This window comes from Actinomadura sp. NPDC000929, assembly GCF_040492065.1.
Lineage (GTDB): Bacteria > Actinomycetota > Actinomycetes > Streptosporangiales > Streptosporangiaceae > Spirillospora > Spirillospora verrucosospora.
The window spans coordinates 1-18,432 of sequence record NZ_JBEUPA010000084.1 but is presented as its reverse complement, the minus strand read 5'-3'; the positions used below and the strand labels follow the sequence as shown (position 1 = coordinate 18,432).

Annotated in this window: 13 protein-coding genes; 11 read left to right on the top strand and 2 right to left on the bottom strand. The window is 73.0% G+C overall.

What is annotated here, in order from left to right; translation table 11 throughout:
* The first annotated feature begins 12 nt into the window (after positions 1-12).
* Positions 13-1,497: an Asp-tRNA(Asn)/Glu-tRNA(Gln) amidotransferase subunit GatB gene (gene gatB / locus ABWI04_RS25990; RefSeq protein ID WP_353834083.1), complete on the top strand. Its 1,485-nt coding sequence runs from the start codon at positions 13-15 to the stop codon at positions 1,495-1,497.
* 97 nt (positions 1,498-1,594) lie between these two features.
* On the opposite strand, the gene ABWI04_RS25985 is transcribed toward gatB, so the two are convergent.
* Entirely contained in the window at positions 1,595-2,695 is a 1,101-nt protein-coding gene (locus ABWI04_RS25985) for a PQQ-dependent sugar dehydrogenase (RefSeq protein ID WP_449719118.1), read from the bottom strand.
* Between the two features lie 405 nt (positions 2,696-3,100).
* Between ABWI04_RS25985 and ABWI04_RS25980 the strand changes: the two genes are divergently transcribed.
* From ABWI04_RS25980 to ilvC, 4 genes are all read left to right on the top strand, one after another.
* Complete coding sequence (locus ABWI04_RS25980; RefSeq protein WP_353834072.1) at positions 3,101-5,926, top strand: putative bifunctional diguanylate cyclase/phosphodiesterase; 2,826 nt, start codon at positions 3,101-3,103, stop codon at positions 5,924-5,926.
* 151 nt (positions 5,927-6,077) lie between these two features.
* Complete coding sequence (locus ABWI04_RS25975) at positions 6,078-7,949, top strand: acetolactate synthase large subunit (RefSeq protein ID WP_353834071.1); 1,872 nt, start codon at positions 6,078-6,080, stop codon at positions 7,947-7,949.
* 5 nt (positions 7,950-7,954) lie between these two features.
* Positions 7,955-8,479: an acetolactate synthase small subunit gene (gene ilvN, locus ABWI04_RS25970; protein WP_345174819.1), complete on the top strand. Its 525-nt coding sequence runs from the start codon at positions 7,955-7,957 to the stop codon at positions 8,477-8,479.
* 70 nt (positions 8,480-8,549) lie between these two features.
* Positions 8,550-9,533, top strand: coding sequence for a ketol-acid reductoisomerase (gene ilvC, locus ABWI04_RS25965; protein ID WP_345174821.1), 984 nt, complete (start codon positions 8,550-8,552; stop codon positions 9,531-9,533).
* Positions 9,534-9,613: 80 nt separating this feature from the next.
* Here ilvC and ABWI04_RS25960 read toward each other — a convergent pair whose 3' ends face one another.
* Positions 9,614-10,402 (bottom strand): hypothetical protein, encoded by a 789-nt coding sequence (locus tag ABWI04_RS25960; protein ID WP_353834070.1) that lies wholly within the window; start codon positions 10,400-10,402, stop codon positions 9,614-9,616.
* A 140-nt stretch (positions 10,403-10,542) separates the two neighbouring features.
* On the opposite strand from ABWI04_RS25960, the gene ABWI04_RS25955 reads away from it, so the two are divergent.
* The 6 genes from ABWI04_RS25955 (at position 10,543) to serA (ending at position 18,264) form a co-directional block, all read left to right on the top strand.
* On the top strand, positions 10,543-11,127 hold the full coding sequence (locus tag ABWI04_RS25955; RefSeq protein ID WP_353834069.1) for a PadR family transcriptional regulator: 585 nt from the start codon (positions 10,543-10,545) through the stop codon (positions 11,125-11,127).
* Positions 11,124-11,840 (top strand): ABC transporter ATP-binding protein, encoded by a 717-nt coding sequence (locus ABWI04_RS25950; protein ID WP_345174825.1) that lies wholly within the window; start codon positions 11,124-11,126, stop codon positions 11,838-11,840. The genes ABWI04_RS25955 and ABWI04_RS25950 overlap by 4 nt, the downstream gene beginning before the upstream one ends.
* Positions 11,837-13,813, top strand: coding sequence for an FtsX-like permease family protein (locus ABWI04_RS25945; RefSeq protein ID WP_353834068.1), 1,977 nt, complete (start codon positions 11,837-11,839; stop codon positions 13,811-13,813). The genes ABWI04_RS25950 and ABWI04_RS25945 overlap by 4 nt, the downstream gene beginning before the upstream one ends.
* Positions 13,814-13,866: 53 nt before the next feature.
* On the top strand, positions 13,867-15,432 hold the full coding sequence (locus ABWI04_RS25940; RefSeq protein ID WP_353834066.1) for a DUF2079 domain-containing protein: 1,566 nt from the start codon (positions 13,867-13,869) through the stop codon (positions 15,430-15,432).
* A gap of 411 nt (positions 15,433-15,843) precedes the next feature.
* Entirely contained in the window at positions 15,844-16,500 is a 657-nt protein-coding gene (locus ABWI04_RS25935) for a thymidylate synthase family protein (RefSeq protein ID WP_353834065.1), read from the top strand.
* A 174-nt stretch (positions 16,501-16,674) separates the two neighbouring features.
* Complete coding sequence (serA, locus tag ABWI04_RS25930; protein WP_345174831.1) at positions 16,675-18,264, top strand: phosphoglycerate dehydrogenase; 1,590 nt, start codon at positions 16,675-16,677, stop codon at positions 18,262-18,264.
* Positions 18,265-18,432: the final 168 nt, after the last annotated feature.

Genomic DNA, 18,432 nt, shown 5'->3' with positions numbered 1-18,432 from the left:
ACTCCGGCCCTGATGGACTACGAAGAGGCGCTGGCGAAGTACGAACCGGTCCTCGGCATCGAGACGCACATCGAGCTCGGCACCGCGTCCAAGATGTTCTGCGGGTGCCCGACGGCGTTCGGCGCGGAACCGAACACGCAGGTGTGCCCGGTGTGCCTGGGGCTGCCGGGATCGCTGCCGGTCACCAACCACGCCGCGATCGAGGGCATCATCAAGATCGGCCTCGCGCTGAACTGCGACATCGTGGAGTGGTGCCGGTTCGCCCGGAAGAACTACTTCTACCCGGACATGCCGAAGAACTACCAGATCTCGCAGTACGACGAGCCGATCTGCGTGGACGGCCACCTGGACGTCGAGGTCGACGGCGAGACGTTCCGGATCGGGATCGAGCGCGTCCACATGGAGGAGGACACCGGCAAGTCGCTGCACGTCGGCGGCTCGACCGGGCGCATCCACGGCGCCGAGTACTCCCTCGTCGACTACAACCGGGCGGGCATCCCGCTGGTGGAGATCGTCACCAAGCCGATCCCGGCGACCGGTGACCGGGCGCCGCTGGTGGCGCGGGCGTACGCGACGGAGCTGCGCGAGCTGGTCCGGTCGCTCGGCGTGTCGGACGTGCGCATGGAGCAGGGCTCGATGCGCTGCGACGTGAACGTCTCTCTGATGCCGCGCGGCGCCGAGAAGTGGGGCACCCGGACCGAGACCAAGAACGTCAACTCGCTGCGGTCGGTCGAGCGGTCCGTCCGGTCGGAGATCGAGCGGCAGGCGGGCGTGCTGGACGCGGGCGGCACCGTCGTCCAGGAGACCCGGCACTTCCACGAGGACACCGGCCGCACCACGAGCGGGCGCAGCAAGGAGGAGGCGCAGGACTACCGCTACTTCCCCGAGCCCGACCTGGTGCCGATGGCGCCGTCGCGGGAGTGGGTGGAGGAGCTGCGCGCCACCCTGCCGGAGCTGCCGGCCGCGCGCCGCGCCCGCATCCAGCGGGAGTGGAAGCTGTCCGACCTGGAGCTGCGGGACGTCGTCAACGCCGGCGCCGTCGACCTCATCGAGGCGACGGTCGCGCAGGGCACCGACGCCCCGGCCGCCCGCAAGTGGTGGATGAACGAGCTGTCGCGGCGCGCCACCGAGCAGGGCGTCGAACTGGCCGAGCTGCCGATCACGCCCGAGCAGGTCGCCCGCGTCCAGGCGATGATCACCGCGGGCGAGCTGAACGACAAGCTGGCCCGCAAGGTGTTCGAGGGCGTGCTCGCGGGCGAGGGCGGCCCGGACGAGGTCGTCGCCGCGCGGGGCCTGAAGGTCGTCAGCGACGAGGGCGAGCTGTCCTCGGTCATCGACCAGGTGATCGCCGGCAACGCCGACGTGGCCGACAAGATCCGCGCCGGAAAGGTCGCCGCCGCCGGCGCCCTCGTCGGCGCCGTGATGAAGGCCACCCGCGGCCAGGCCGACGCCGGCCGCGCCCGCGAGCTGATCCTGGAGAAGCTCGGCGCCTCCTGACCCTCCGGTCCGGGGGTTCCGAACGTCCGCCGAGGCGTCTCACCCATGGCGAGACGCCTCGGCGAACCCGAACGCGTCCCCGGTCGGGCTGTGCTGGTCAGGGGTGGGGGACGTCGATGATGCGGTCGTCGCCTGGGCGGGGTTGGCCTCGTCCGTCCTTGTTGCTGGTCGTCACCCACAGTGAGCCGTCGGGGGTGCGGACGACCGCGCGCAGCCTTCCGTAGTGGCCCTGGAAGCGGGCGAGGGGGCGCCCCACCTTGCCGTTGTCGAGGGGGACCTGCCAGAGGCGCTCGCCGCGCAGAGCGGCGGCCCACAGGGAACCGTTCGCGTAGGCGAGGCCGGAAGGCGACGCCTGGTCGGTCGTCCAGGTCAGGAGCGGGTCGGTGAAGCCCTTGCGGTGGCCGACGCCCTCGACGACCGGCCAGCCGTAGTTGCCGCCCTTGCGGATCAGGTTGATCTCGTCGAAGCGGTCCTGGCCGAACTCGGTGGCGTACAGGCGGCCCGCGTCGTCCCAGGCGAGGCCTTGGACGTTGCGGTGCCCGTAGGTCCAGACGCGGGTGCCGAACGGGTTGCCGGGCGCGGGGGCGCCCTCGGAGGTGACCCGGAGGATCTTGCCGCCGAGGGAGTTCCTGTCCTGCGCCATGCCGGTCTCGCCGGTCTCGCCGGTGGTGACGTAGAGCATCTTGTCGGGGCCGAAGGCCAGGCGCCCCCCGTTGTGGATGGAGCCCTTGGGGATGCCGGTGACGATCGGTTTCAGGTCGCTGAGACGGCCGTCATAGGTGGCGCGCACGACACGGTTGTCGGACGCGGCCGTGTAGTACAGGTAGACGAAATGGTCGGTGCCGTAAGACGGGGACACCGCGACGCCGAGGAGACCGCCCTCACCTTTCGCGTCCACACCGGGCACCGTGGCGACCGTCGTCGCGCGCCCGGACGGCGTGACGCGCAGGAGCCGGGCGGTGTCCCGTTCGGTGACCAGCGCGTCGGCTCCGGGCAGGAACGCCACGGCCCACGGCACCTTGAGGTTCTCGGTGACGGAGCGGGGCATGCCGGGCCCGCCGCCGGTCGCGGACGGGGTGGCGGACGCCGGCGGCGGGGTCCGGCCCTCTCCGCCTCCGGACGGCGAGGACGAGCAGGCCGCGAGGAGCGCGGCCGCCGAGGCCACGACGACCGGGGCGAGGATGGTGTGCTGTCGCATGGGCGCCTCCCGCAGGTAGTACGGATCCCGGGTGCTCACCGTTCCCTGTTACGCAGCGTAATCCCGGGCAAGCAGGCGATCCGGGGATGTTCGGCTTTCGGACGTCCCAAACGGATCCGAGACGAGGCCGTTCGTCGCGGGAAGGTCGCCCAGCCTCAATCGCTCCGTGACCTACCGAACGTACAGTGAGCGACACGGTGATCCCGTAGTGCAGCAACGTCGCTGATCCCCGGGCAGGCGAGGCCGGTGCGCTCGCCACCGGTCCGCGCCGATCCGGCGCGGGGCACCATCCGTGACCTTCGGGCCGTTATCCAGGCGGCGAGGGTCGTGGCCCCCAACTCCCCTGGCGCGGCGCGGCCTCCGCCAGGGCCGATCAGCCCATCGGGCAGGAAGGGACGCGGCGCGATGAGCGGCGACTACGCCAGGCGGGTACCGCCGCGTGCGCTGCCGGTCGCCCTGGCGGCGATCGTCGGTGTGCTGTACGCCACCGGCTCGCTGCTCGGCTGGGGCGGCCGCGCCTTCATCGCCTGGACCGAGGCCGGCGCCGCGGGCGCCGCCGCGATCTCCCTGCTGCTGTCGTCCCGGCGCCCCGACGGGCCGTCCGCCGATCCGGCGGCCGCCCCTGGCGGCATCTGGCGCGCGTCCTGGCGGTGGTACGGCATCGCCGCCGCCTCCTGGTTCGTCGGCGCGGTCGGCGGCGCGCTGGCGTACGGTTCCGGCCGCAGCGCCCTGTCGCTGTCGGTGCCCGACCTGTTCTACCTGGTCGCGCTGGTCGCGCTCGTCATCGGGCTGGTCGCGCCGATCCGGCTGCCCCGCGACGCGGGCACGTGGCTGCGCTACGCCGCCGACACCTACGTCTGCGCCTGCGCGCTGTTCGTCCTCGGCTGGGTGGCGCTGTTCGGGAACCTGTACCACCGGTCGGGGGAGTCGCCGCCGGAGTTCCTGCTGGAACTGCTCTACCCGCTGATCGACATCGTGTTCGTCTGCGGGGCGCTGCCGTTCGTGCTCGGCGCCGCGCGCGGGCACCGCCGCCTCGCCTGGATGGGGTACGGCGCGCTGGCGGCCATCGCGGCGGCCGACATCGTGACCACGTTCGTCCGGCTGGACGGGGGCGGGTCCGCCGAGGATCCGTCCGACATCCTGCGCCTGGCGGGGCTGCTGCTCCTGCTGCTGGTGCCGTGGACGGGCCCGGCCGCCGAGCCGGAGCTGCCCGTCGACGACATCCCCGAGGACGTCGCGGCGCCCGCCGAGGAGTGCGGCCGCATGATCGGCCCCGGTCTCGCGCCCGCCGCGGTGGCCGCCGCGGCCGCGCTGTTCATCGCGGGCCACTCGATCGCCGGCAACGACGGCCTGGAGCCGGCGATCTCGATCGCCGCTGGCTCGGCCGCGCTGGTGCTGATCGCGCGCCTGGCGGCGCTGCTGCGGGAGAACGAGGCGCTGCGCCGGGCCGTGGACACCGGCGAGGAGCACTTCCGGGCCCTGTCGGAGAGCATCGACGACGCGGTGCTCATCTGCGACCTCGACGCCACCGTCCGGCACGCCAGCGCGGGCGCCCTGCGGACCTACCGCTACACCCAGGACGAGCTGCTCGGCCGCCCGCTGAACGAGATCATCCACCCGGAGGACCTGCCGCGCGTCCAGCAGGTGTTCACCGAGTTCCTGGACGAGCCGTCCGACGTGGGGCCGCAGGACGCGCTGCGCGTGTCGTGCCGGCTGCGCGCGGCCGACGGGACATGGCTGCCGACGGAGTCCACGATCTCCCGCTACAAGGGGTCGGGCGGGGCGCCGTCCCGGCTGCTGGTCACCACCCGCGACCTGAGCGAGCGGGCGGCGCTGCAACGGCAGGTCGCCCATCTGACCTTCCACGACGGCCTGACGGGCCTGCCGAACCGGTCGTACTTCGAGGAGCGCACGCGGGAGGTGCTGTCGCGGCAGGCGTCCGGCGGCAAGGCCGCGGTCGTGTTCGTCGACATCGACGGGTTCACCGCCGTGAACGACTCCGACGGCCACGCGGCCGGCGACCAGGTGCTCGCGCAGGCGGCCCGGCGGCTGCGCGCGAACGTCCAGGCCGACGACACGGTGGCGCGGTGGGGCGGCGACGAGTTCGCGGTCCTGGTGCAGCTCCCGCCGGACGACCGTGAGACGCGCGCCACAGTCGAACTGGCCGGTCGGCTCCTTCGCGTGCTTTCGGTCGACCCATACCAGGTCGGCAACAAGCACATCGTGCTGACGGCGAGTGTCGGCATCGCCTTCGCCGCCGACGCGGAGCAGCCGAACGGCGGCGGATCGGACGCGGGGCGCAGGCTCCGCCGCAGCGCCGCCGAACTGATCCGCAACGGCGACCTCGCGATGGCCCGCGCGAAGGAGCTCGGCGGCGGGCGCGTCGAGGTGTACGCGCCGCACATGCACGCCGACGTCGTCCGGCGGCTGGAGCTCGGCAGCGACCTGCAGGCGGCGCTCGCCGAGGAGCAGTTCTCCGTGGAGTTCCAGCCGGTCGTCGACCTGGCCACGTCCCGCGTGACCGGCGTGGAGGCGCTGCTGCGCTGGCGCCGGGGGAGCGAGGCGGTGCCGCCGGAGGAGTTCATCGGCCTGGCCGAGGAGTCCGGGCTGATGATCCCGCTCGGCGACTGGATGCTGCGGGAGGCGTGCCGGGAGGTCGCCCGCTGGCGCGGCGACTCGTGGGACGTGGGCCTGTCGGTGAACTTCACCGCCCGGCAGATCGCCGCGCCCCGGTTCGTGGAGTCGGTCGCGGCGGCGCTGGCGGAGACGGGGCTGCCGCCGCAGGCGCTCACGCTGGAGGTGCGCGAGGAGGTCCTCGTCGAGGACGCCGACCAGAACGTCGAGCGCCTGTCCCAGCTGCGCGACCTCGGCGTCCGGCTCGCGATCGACGACTTCGGCACCGGGTACGCCTCGCTGGCCTACCTCGGGCAGCTCCCGGTCGACATCATCAAGATCGATCCGTCGTTCGTGGCGGGGCTCGGTTCGGACGAGACCCTGACGCTGCTCACCCGGACAATCGTGCGGCTCGGCAGCGACCTCGGGCTGACCGTGGTGGCGGAGGGCATCGAGCGGCCCGAGCAGCTGGAGCTGCTGCGGGAGATGGGGTGCCCGCGCGGCCAGGGGTTCCTCGTGGCGCGGCCGATGGCGGCGCAGCGGGTCGAGTCGCTGGTGCGGACGAACCTCGCGGGCAAGGCCCGTCCGGGCGACGTCCCGCTCCCGCTGCCGGGGTGACCGCGGTGCGCGGGGCGGTCATGCCGGGAGGCGCCCCTGCCGGACGACACTCCGTCTCGACATATGAGACAATGCGTCCAAGGATTTGACCGTTGGCCGGACATCGGCGAAAGTGGGCACGTGCAGAGCACCTCCACCATCCTCGTAGTACTTGGTCGGCGCGCAGGCTGACCAAGCTTTCCGTCCTGCGCGCCTCCCCTCGACCGCTCCACGGCGGCGGGGGTTTTTTGTTGCCCGGCGAGCCAAGACTCACTCCCCAAGGAACCGCAGAATCATGACGATCGAACAGATGACGGGAGCCCAGGCGCTGGTCCGCGCCCTGGAGAACGTCGGCGTCGACACCGTGTTCGGGATTCCGGGTGGCGCGATCCTCCCGGCGTACGACCCGCTGTTCGACTCCAGGAAGCTGCGCCACATCCTCGTCCGGCACGAGCAGGGCGCCGGCCACGCCGCCCAGGGCTACGCGATGGTGACCGGCAAGGTGGGCGTCTGCATGGCCACCAGCGGGCCGGGCGCGACGAACCTCGTCACGGCGATCTCCGACGCCTACATGGACTCGGTGCCGATCGTGGCGATCACGGGGCAGGTCGCGTCCTCGCTGATCGGCACCGACGGCTTCCAGGAGGCCGACATCGCCGGCATCACGATGCCGATCACCAAGCACAACTTCCTGGTGACCCAGGCCGAGGACATCGGCCGCACCATCGCCGAGGCGTTCCACATCGCGGGCACCGGGCGGCCCGGCCCCGTCCTGGTCGACATCGCCAAGGACGCCCTGCAGGCCACGGTCGGGTTCGAGTGGCCGGTCGCGCTGCAGCTCCCCGGGTACCGGCCCGTCACCCGGCCGCACTCCAAGCAGGTCCGCGAGGCGGCACGGCTGATCGTCCAGGCGCGGCGCCCGGTGCTGTACGTCGGCGGCGGCGTGCTGAAGGCGGGCGCGGCCGCCGAGCTGAAGGTGCTCGCCGAGCTGACCGGCGCGCCGGTCGTCACCACGCTGATGGCCAAGGGCGCGCTGCCCGACAGCCACCCGCTGAACATGGGCATGCCGGGCATGCACGGCACGGTCGGCGCGGTCGGCGCCCTGCAGCGCGCCGACCTGCTGGTCGCGCTCGGCGCCCGGTTCGACGACCGCGTCACCGGGAAGCTGGACGGGTTCGCACCGCACGCCAAGGTCGTGCACGCCGACATCGACCCGGCGGAGATCTCCAAGAACCGGCACGCCGACGTCCCGATCGTCGGGGACGCCCGCGAGGTGATCGCCGACCTGGTCGTCGCCCTGCAGAACGAGCACGAGGCGGGCCGCAAGGGCGACTACACCGACTGGTGGCGCCAGCTCAGCGCCTGGCGCGAGACGTACCCGCTGGGCTACGACACCCCCGACGACGGCTCGCTGTCGCCGCAGTACGTCATCGAGCGGATCGGGCAGATCGCCGGGCCGGACGCGTACTACGTCGCGGGCGTCGGGCAGCACCAGATGTGGGCCGCGCAGTTCATCAAGTACGAGCGGCCGGGCGCGTTCCTGAACTCCGGAGGCGCCGGGACGATGGGATACTCCGTCCCGGCGGCGATGGGCGCCAAGGTCGGCGCGCCGGACTCCACGGTCTGGGCGATCGACGGCGACGGCTGCTTCCAGATGACGAACCAGGAGCTCGCGACCTGCGCGATCGAGGGCATCCCGGTCAAGGTCGCCGTCATCAACAACGGCAACCTGGGGATGGTCCGGCAGTGGCAGACGCTCTTCTACGAGGGCCGCTACTCCAACACGAACTTGCACTCGGCCAGGCGGATCCCCGACTTCGTCAAGCTCGCCGAGGCGTACGGGTGCGTCGGCCTGCGCTGCGAGAAGGCCGAGGACGTCGACGAGGTCATCGCCAAGGCCATGGAGATCAACGACGCCCCCGTCGTGATCGACTTCGTCGTCCACCAGGACGCCATGGTGTGGCCGATGGTCGCGGCCGGCACCGCCAACGACGACATCAAGATCGCCCGGGACATGGCGCCCGACTGGGAGAACGGAGACTGACCCCGATGAGCCTGCACACCCTCTCGGTGCTGGTGGAGAACAAGCCCGGCATCCTGGCTCGGGTCGCGGCGCTGTTCTCCCGGCGCGGCTTCAACATCGAGTCCCTGGCGGTCGGCACCACCGAGCATCCGGAGATCTCCCGGATGACGATCGTGGTGAACGTCGCCGACCTGCCGCTGGAGCAGGTCACCAAGCAGCTGAACAAGCTGATCAACGTGCTGAAGATCGTCGAGCTGGATTCCTCGGCGTCCGTCCAGCGCGAGCTCGTGCTGGTCAAGGTGCGCGCCGATGCCGAGACCCGCTCGCAGGTCCTGGAGACCGTGACGCTGTTCCGCGCCAAGGTGGTGGACGTCGCGCCCGACGCCGTCACGATCGAGGCGACGGGCAACCGCGACAAGCTGGACGCGTTCATCAGGATCCTGGAGCCGTTCGGCATCAAGGAGCTGGTGCAGTCGGGCATGGTGGCCATCGGCCGCGGCGCCCGGTCCATCACCGACCGCTCGCTGCGGTCCATCGAGCGCAGCGCCTGACCCGCGACCCGCACGCCGCCCTCGGGCGGCACCAACCACACCAACGAAAGGCAACAGCACTGTGGCTGAGATGTTCTACGACGACGCCGCCGACCTGAGCGTGATCCAGGGCCGGCACGTGGCGATCATCGGCTACGGCAGCCAGGGGCACGCGCACGCGCTCTCGCTGCGCGACTCCGGCGTCGACGTGCGGGTCGGGCTCCGCGAGGGGTCGGCCAGCCGGGAGAAGGCGGAGGCCGAGGGCCTGCGCGTGGTCACCCCGGCGGAGGCCGCCGAGGAGGCCGACCTGATCATGCTGCTGGCCCCCGACCACCACCACCGGGAGATCTTCGAGAAGGACATCAAGCCCGCCCTCGTCGAGGGCGACGCGCTGTTCTTCGGCCACGGCTTCAGCATCCGCTACGACCTCGTCCAGCCGCCGGAGGGCGTGGACGTGGCCATGGTGGCGCCGAAGGGCCCGGGCCACCTCGTGCGCCGCCAGTTCGTCGCCGGGCGCGGCGTGCCGGTGATCGTGGCCGTGGAGAAGGACGCGTCCGGCAACGCCTGGCCGCTGGCGCTGTCCTACGCCAAGGCCATCGGCGGCCTGCGCGCGGGCGGCATCAAGACGACCTTCACCGAGGAGACCGAGACCGACCTGTTCGGCGAGCAGGCGGTGCTGTGCGGCGGCGTCTCCGAGCTGATCAAGACCGGGTTCGAGGTGCTGACCGAGGCCGGCTACCAGCCGGAGGTCGCCTACTTCGAGGTCCTCCACGAGATGAAGCTGATCGTCGACCTGATGTACGAGGGCGGCGTGTCCAAGATGTACTGGTCGGTGTCCGACAACGCCGAGTACGGCGGCTACAGCCGCGGCCCGCGCGTGATCACGCCGGAGACCAAGGCCGCGATGAAGAAGATCCTCGGCGAGATCCAGTCCGGCGAGTACGCCAAGGAGCTGGTGGACGAGTTCGAGGGCGGCCAGAAGAAGTTCACGCAGTACCGCGAGGAGCTGGCGCAGCACCCGATCGAGAAGACGGGCGCCGAGCTGCGCCCGATGATGAGCTGGCTCAACGACTGAGCCGTTCCGTGACGGCGCGGGGACCGGTGCGCGGTCCCCGCGCCTTCGCATGCCCGGCGGCGCCGCGCGGGCCCGTGTGCTCAGCGGCGGAGGCGGCGGCGGATCCTGGCGCGCAGTGAGGTGGGCTCGGCGACCTCGGCCACGAGCAGGGCCAGGTGGCCGCCCTTGGTGAAGTAGACGGTGACGTCCTTGGTTCCGACGGCCCGCCGCTGCGCCGCCGCCTTGACCCCCTCGGCGCGCACGGACCCGAATCGGGCCTCGCGGGTGACGCCGAGCGCGGTCGCGGTGACGTGCACGTCCCAGCGCCCCGGTTCCACGGCGGCCGGGTCGGCGACGACCTCGAACCCTCCGGACCGGCCCGCGCGGGGATCGGCGACGAAGCCGTGCTCCTTGCCGGACGAGCGTTCCCGCAGGACGACGTCGACGGACGTCCGGCCGGTCTCGACGCGCTGGAGGGCGGCGGCCCCGCGGATGCGCACCTTCCTGCCCTGCCAGCAGACGGCCTCCAGGCGGTGCTCGACGCCGACCTCGGTGGTGATGTCGGCGTCCTGCCGGGAGACGCCGCGCAGGTAGGGGTACATCGCGTAGATCCGGCCGCCGACCACGACCGCGCCCGCCGGGGCCCCCTCGACCTCGTCCCGGATCAGCCGCTCCAGCTCGTCGCGCAGGCCGTGCTGGATGCAGAACGCCCTGAGCCGAACGGACGCGGGCATCGCCGCGCGGGCGGCCTCGCTCAGCCCCTCCTCGCCGAGGACGCGGCGGGTGCCCTCCAGGAGCCGCTCCCGCTGGGGGCCGTCCAGGGCCAGGAAGCGGTGGTCGTACACGCGCAGGACGTCGCGCAGGACGCTGATGGTGCTGTCCGAGGTCACGGGGCATCTCCTGATCGGCCGGGGACTTCGGTCACGGTAAGGCCCCGACCCGTCGCGCACAGTGAAAACCGGCCGGTGTGTCGTCTCGGATGCATACTCGGTATTGCCTGCCGCATACTCGGTATGCATACTTGGTAGGCATGTCCATCCGTCACGGTCTGCTCGCCCTGCTGTCCCAGGGGCCCCGCTACGGCTACCAGCTGCGCGCCGAGTTCGAGTCGTCCACCGGCGCCACCTGGCCGCTCAACATCGGCCAGGTCTACTCCACCCTGTCCCGCCTCGAACGCGACGAGCTCGTCACGCGCGGGGACGCCGACGACGAAGGCCGGTTCGTCTACCGGATCACCCCCGCGGGGGAGGAGGACGTGCGGCGGTGGTTCGCCACCCCCATCGCCCGCTCCGACCGCCCCCGCGACGAGTTGGCGATCAAGCTGGCGATGGCCGTCACCACGCCCGGCGTCGACACCGCGCACGTCGTCCAGACCCAGCGCACCGCCACGCTGCGCACCCTGCAGGACCTCACCCGCCTCAAGGCCGGCGCGCCCGCCGTCCCCCCCGACCAGGGCGACCGCGCGTGGCGGCTCGTCCTGGAATCCATGATCTTCCAGGCGGAGGCCGAGGTCCGCTGGCTGGACCACTGCGAGGCCTACGTCGCCCGCGCCGAGGCCACCGCGCCCGCCCCGGTCGAGGCGCCCGCTCCGGTCGACGAGGAGGCGCGGCGATGAGCCTGCTGGCGATGCGGGAGGTGTCCCGCGACCACGGCGCCGGCCCGTCCCTCGTCCACGCGCTGCGCGAGGTGACGCTGGACGTCGCGGCGGGGGAGTTCGTCGCCGTGATGGGCCCCTCGGGCTCCGGCAAGTCGACCCTGCTGACGCTCGCCGGCGGGCTCGACCATCCCACGGCCGGCCGGATCCTGGTGGACGGCGCCGACCTCGCCGGACTCGGCCGGGCCGGGCGGGCCGCGCTGCGCCGCCGCGGCGTCGGCTACGTCTTCCAGGACCTCAACCTCATCCCGAGCCTCACCGCGGCCGAGAACGTCATGCTGCCGCGCGAGCTGGACGGCGTCCGCGCCCGCACGGCCCGCCGCGAGGCGCGGGAGGCGCTCGCGGAGGTCGGCGTCGCCGAACTGGCCGACCGCTTCCCCGACGAGATGTCCGGCGGCCAGCAGCAGCGCGTCGCGATCGCCCGCGCGCTGGTCGGCGAGCGGCGGCTCGTCCTGGCCGACGAGCCGACCGGGGCGCTCGACAGCCACACCGGCGAGGACGTGCTGCGCGTGCTGCGGGCCCGCTGCGACGCGGGCGCGTCCTGCCTGATGGTCACGCACGAGTCGCGGCACGCCGCCTGGGCCGACCGGATCGTGTTCCTGCGCGACGGCCGGATCGTCGACGCCACGCCCGGTGCCACCGGCCCCGAGAGCCTCCTTCAGGAGAACCTGTGAACCGCTACGTCTTCGCGCTGCGCATGGCCCGCCAGGACGCGCTGCGCGCCAAGGGCCGCACGGCGCTCGTGCTGTCCATGATCGGCCTGCCGATCGGCGTCGTCGTCGCCCTGGCCGTGCTGCGCTCGACCGCCGGTGCGGGGGCCGACGCGGAGTCCGGCGCCCCGAGCGCCGCCGAGTCGGCCGTGCTCGCGATGATCGTCGCGATGGTCGTGCTGGAGGTCGTCCTGCTCGCCGGGCCGGCGTTCATGGTGGACGTCCGGCGGCGGCGCCGCGAGCTCGCGCTCGTCGCGGCGTCGGGCGGCGCGGGCCGGCACCTGCGCGCCGTCGTCCTGGCGAGCGGCCTGCTCCTCGGCGGGATCGCCGCGCTGGCCGGGGCCGGGCTCGGCATCGCCGCCGCGGCCGTCGTCGCGCGGCTCGGGTCCGGACCGGACGGGCTCGGCCCGCTGACCGTGCCGTGGACCGTCGTCGCCGTGACGATGCTGTTCGGCGCCGGCAGCGGGGTGCTCGCCGCCCTAGTGCCCGCGCGCCAGGCCGGCCGGATGGACGTCGTCGCCGCCCTCGCCGGCCGCCGCGAACCGCCCGGCCGGGCGCGGCGCGGCCTGCCGATCGCCGGCGGCGTCCTCGTCGTGGCGGGCGTGGCGGGATCCCTGGAGGGCGTCCGGGTGCTGCGCGAGTTCGGCGCCGCGCTCGGCGCCGTGGCGATCATCATCGGCCTGGTCCTCGCCGGTCCGTGGATCGTCGAGACGACCGGGCGGCTCGCGCCAAGGCTGCCGCTGCCGCTGCGCCTCGCCGTCCGGGACGGCGCCCGCAACCGGGCCCGCACCGCGCCCGCGGTCGCCGCGATCATGGCGGCCGTGGCGGGCGTCACCGCGCTGGCCATCGGGGGCGCCAGCGACTTCCGGCAGCGGCAGGTGGAGTACCAGGCGGTGCTGCCCCACGGCTCGGCGCTGATCCGTGTGACGCATGCCGAGCAGGAGGGCGCCGTGGCCGCCGCCGTCCGGCGCGACCTGCCGGGCGTGCCCCTCGTCCCGCTGCGCACCCTCCCTGGGCCCTGGGGGGAATGCCTGGGCGGGGACAGCGCGAAGTGCCTCTCGCTCTCCCTCTCGGTCAAGCGCGCCGGGCCGCAGGCCGAGGTCCTGCAGGTCGTGGCCGGCGGTCCCCGGGAGGCCCGGATGCTGCTCGGCCGCGACGATCCCGCGGTGTCCTCGGCGCTGGACGCGGGCAAGATCGTCCTGTTCCGGGCGCGGCCGCCCGACCACGGGACGGTCAGCGCCGCCGTGACCTACTGGGACGACGACAAGGAGCACACGCTCGCGACGATCAAGGACCTGCCGGCCGTCGCCGCCCAGGGCGACCCGCACGTGCCGGCCATCGTCCCGCCCAAGGTCGCGGAGACGCTCGCCGGGAAGACGGGCCTGCCCATCCGGACGGAGGCGTTCGGGATCGACCGCGCCGACCACCGGGTCACCAAGGCCGAGCAGGCCCGGCTGACCAGGACCATGCGGACCTTCGGCCCCAGCGACAGCGCGGTGCGCGTCGAACGGGGCTTCACCGAGTCGTACGGGCGCGTCACGCTGATGCTCGGCGGGGCCGCGGCCGCCCTGGCGCTCGGCGCCACCCTGATCGCCACCGGGCTCGCCGCCGCGGACGCCCGTCCCGACCTGGCGACCCTGCGCGCCGTCGGCGCCCGGCCCCGCACCGGCCGGCTGCTGACGATGGGCCGGGGCGCCTTCATCGCCGGGCTCGGCTGCTGGCTCGGCATCGCCGGCGGGCTCGTCCCCGGCCTCGCGGTGACGCGCCCGCTCACCGACAGCCTGGAGGAGACCGGCGCCGCCCCGCACGGCACGATCGTCGACATCCCGTGGCTGCTCCTGATCGCGATGGCGATCGGCGTCCCGCTCGTCGCGGCGCTCGTCGCCGGCGCGGTGACCGGCGGCCGCCTCCCCGCGGTCCGGCGCACAGCCGGGTAGGGACGCCCGGGGCCCCTCAACCACGCGCCGGCGCTGGTGATAGCGTCCGGCGCGTGGTCGAGGCGGTGGCGGTGCAGGGACCGGCGGGCGGCTCCTCCGCGGGCCGCGGGGGCGCCCGCCGCCGGCGCGCCGCCCTGGCGGCGCTGGTAGCGGCGAGCGCGCTGCTGTACGGGACGTACTCGCTGATGCGGCTGCGCGCCTTCCGGACGGGCAGCTACGACCTGGTGATCTTCGACCAGGCGATCCGCTCCTACAGCCGGTTCGGCCTGCCGGTCGCCATCGTCAAGGGCGTCCACAACGACTTCGGCCCGGACTTCTCGATCCTCGGCGACCACTTCTCGCCCCTCCTCGCCCTGCTCGCGCCGCTCTACTGGATCCACGACGGACCCGCGACCCTGCTGGTCGCCCAGGCCGTCCTGCTCGCACTCGCGATCCCGCCGATCTGGCGGTACACCGAGCGCAGGCTCGGCGCCCGCGCCGCCTACTGCGCCGCGGGCGCCTACGCGCTGTCCTGGCCGATCGCCGAGGCGCTCGCCTTCGACTTCCACGAGGTCGCCTTCGTGCCGCTGCTGTCGGCGCTGATGGTCGAGCGGCACGACGCGGGACGGCGGCTCCAGGCGGTGGCCGCCGCGTTCGCCCTGCTCCTGGTGAAGGAGGACATGGGGCTGCTGCTCGCGGGCTTCGGCCTCTACCTGCTCACCCGTCCCACCGGGCGCGGGCGACAGAGCCGGCGCAGTTTGCGTGGCCTGGGCGACCTGCGCGGACTCCTGCCGCCGGGCGACCGGCGGGCGGGCCTGGCCTACGTCGCGGCGGGGGTCGCCGCGACCTGGGCCTGCTCGCGGGTGGCCGTCGCGGCGTTCGGCGGGGACAACGACTACTACTGGGCGTACGGGGCGCTCGGTCCCGACCTTCCCCACGCCGCGGTGCACGCCGTCACCCATCCCTGGGACGTCCTCCGCGTCCTCGGCGACCCGCCGCAGAAGCTCCTCACGATGGCTCTGGTGCTGCTCCCGCTGCTCCTGCTGCCGCTGGCGTCACCGCTGACCCTCACCGCCGTCCCGCTGCTCGCCGAGCGGATGCTCGCCAGCCGGTTCAGCAATTGGTGGGAGCCCCACTACCACTACAACGCGTTCATCGTCGCCGTGCTCGTCCTGGCGGCCGCTGACGGCGCGGCCCGGCTGCGCGGACGGGCCCGATTCGCGCGAGGCGCGCCGGGACGTCTGCCGTCCGCCGCGCCGATGGCGGGAATCCTCGCGGTCACGGTCGCTTTCGCGCCGTTCTTCGCCTATCGCCATTTGGCCGACCCCGCGCTGTGGCGGCCGAACGAGCGGGTCCGGGCCGCGTCCGCGGCCGTCGAACGCATCCCGGACGGCGCGCTCGTCGAGGCCGCGAACGGCCTCGGCCCGGCGCTGACGTCCCGCGCCCGCGTGCTGCTGTGGGACGACCGCTCGCACGGCGCGCCCTGGGTGATCGCCCAGGTGGAGCGGCTGGAGTTCCCCTTCGCCTCGCCCGCCGAGCAGCGGCGGCGGGTCGAGGGGCTCAAGGCGGAGGGGTACCGGGAGGTCTTCCAGAGAGAGGGCTACGTCGTCCTGCACAAGGACGTCCCCGATCCCTGGTGAGGCGGGGCCCGGCGGGCGGGTCCCCGGTAAGGCGAACGCCTGGTAAGGCGAAACGCGGCTTTTGGACAGATTGTCCGATGACCGATCATCGTCGCACGGGTAAGAATTCGAGTGAAGGCGCCTCCCGGCCAATCATCCCTACCCTTTCTGGGTACTTTGCCAGATACTTGAAGAAAGCCGTTACGGCCGGGGCCGGCGCGGGAGGAGAGCCTGCGCGAACACCCCGTGACCTCGGCCGGAGCGGGCCTTGGGGCGTGTACATGAGCGGTGTGAGGCTGAACGGCGGCGAGGCGAGGGCACCGGTGGGCGGTGGCCCGGAATTTCTCGTCCGGCGGGCAATGCGACGGGCAGGCGAATCCCCGACGATCCGCGCGGCGGGCCGGGGAACCGGTCACGGCGGGGAGCCGTGACATGCCGGGGCGGGAGGACATGCCGGGGCGGGAGGACCGGGACGTCCGGCGCTTCGAGACGTGCGGGCGGGCGTGGATCGGCGTCCTGCGGCACGTGTGGGCGGCCGGGGAGGCGGGGCTGGAGGACGGCGGGCCCATCATCGAGGGGCCGCCGCTGCTGTTCGAGATCTGCTCGCTGAGCTGGGAGGACCCGATCCTGCGCGAGTACGGCGACCGGGCGCGCCTGGTCCGCCGGGCGCAGGAGCGCACCCGCCGGGTCGTCCGCGGGCGGTTCTGGCCGCGGCTGCACGACCTGCAGGGCCACGACCAGATCCGGTGGGTGGTGGACCTGCTGCGCGCGAGGCCGTGGACCACCAGCGCCTGGATCTCGCTCACGATCCCGGGGGAGCCGGCCGACGGGCTGCCGGCGCTCACCGCGCTGTCGTTCCGCATTCGCGGCTACCGTCTGATCATGACGGCGATGTTCCGGTCGCAGAACGTCCACCGCGCCTACCTGGCCTACATCCCGCTCCGCGAGGTGCAGGTCCAGGTCGCCGACGAGCTGGGGCTGCCGCCCGGGCCGCTGCGGGTGTTCGTGGACGTCCCGCACGTGCACGTCGGCGACGCCGAGCGGGTCGCGTCCGTGCTCGCCTCCGTGCCGGAGCCGAACGCCGCCTGACGAATCATTACAACGCAGGACGAACAGGAGTTACTGACGGGTCTTTCCCTGCCGCGAACCCCCGCCGCCCCCGGGTTATAGACTCACCGGAGGGGGCGAGGGCACGACGAGGTGACTCGCGACTTCACCTGCACAGCACACGAACACCTACTTTTCTCGAAGGACTGTTTCCACTTGAGCAAGCCCGTCGTCCTCGTCGCAGAAGAACTCTCCCCGGCCGGCATCGCCGTCCTGGAGGCCGACTACGACGTCCGCCACGTCGACGGCAGCGACAAAGAACAACTGCTGCCCGCCGTCGCCGACGTGGACGCCCTGATCGTCCGCAGCGCCACCAAGGTCACCGCCGAGGTGTTCCGGCACGCCAAGAGGCTCCGGGTCGTCGCCCGGGCCGGCGTCGGCCTCGACAACGTCGACGTGGAGGCCGCCACCAAGGCCGGCGTGATGGTCGTCAACGCGCCCACGTCCAACATCGTCACCGCCGCCGAGCACGCGATCGCGCTGCTCCTGGCCACCGCCCGGAACGTGCCGCAGGGCCACTCCGCGCTCAAGCAGGGCGAGTGGAAGCGCTCCAAGTACACCGGCGTCGAGCTCCAGGGCAAGACCGTCGGCGTGCTCGGCCTCGGCCGCATCGGCGTCCTCGTCGCCCAGCGCCTCGCCGCGTTCGACATGAACGTCATCGCCTTCGACCCCTACGTCCAGGCCGCCCGCGCCGCGCAGCTCGGCGTGAAGCTCGTCACGCTCGACGAGCTGCTCCGCGAGAGCGACTTCATCACCGTCCACCTGCCGAAGACGCCCGAGACCCTCGGCCTCATCGGCGACCGCGAGCTCCAGCAGGTCAAGCCGTCCGTCCGCATCGTCAACGCCGCCCGCGGCGGCATCGTCGACGAGGCGGCCCTCGACCTCGCGCTCAAGGACGGCCGCGTCGCCGGCGCCGGCATCGACGTGTTCAGCACCGAGCCGTGCACCGAGAGCCCGCTGTTCCACCATGACAGCGTCGTCGTCACCCCGCACCTCGGCGCCAGCACCCACGAGGCGCAGGAGAAGGCGGGCACCCAGGTCGCCCGCTCCGTGAAGCTCGCGCTGTCCGGCGAGTTCGTCCCGGACGCGGTGAACGTGCAGGGCGGCGCCGTCGCCGAGGACGTCAAGCCCGGCCTGCCGCTCGCCGAGAAGCTCGGCCGCATCTTCACCGCCCTCGCCGGCGGCGTCCCCGTCCGGCTGGACGTGGTGGTCCGCGGCGAGATCGCCGAGCACGACGTCAAGGTCCTGGAGCTGGCCGCGCTCAAGGGCGTCTTCGTGGACGTCATCGAGGAGGCCGTGACCTTCGTCAACGCGCCGCTGCTGGCCCGCGACCGCGGCGTCGAGGTCACCCTCACCACCAGCGAGGACAGCCCCGACTGGCGCAACGTCGTGCAGGTGCGCGGCACCATGTCCGACGGCTCCGTCGTGTCGGTGTCGGGCACCCTCACCGGCCCCAAGCACGCCGAGCGGATCATCGAGATCAACGGCTACAACATGGAGCTCGTCCCGACCGAGCACATGGCGTTCTTCTCCTACGTCGACCGCCCCGGCATCGTCGGCGCCGTCGGCAAGCTGCTCGGCGACGAGCAGGTCAACATCGCCGGCATGCAGGTCGGCCGTGACGCCAAGGGCGGCAAGGCGCTCATCGCGCTCACCGTCGACTCGGCCATCGCGCCCCAGCTCGTCGACGCCATCAGCCGCGAGGTGGGCGCCGACATGGGCCGCCGCGTCGACCTGGAGGGTTAGCCGCCGGGGGGCGACCCCCGCATGACGCGAGGGCCGGCCGTCACGACGGCTGAGCCTCGGGCGGGGGGGGGGGGCGGGCCGGGGCGGAGGCGCGCCGGGCTATAGTAGAGTTTAATTTCGACGCTGGGCGGGTGCAGGCCCCAACGCCGGGTGGGGCGCGGGTTGTTG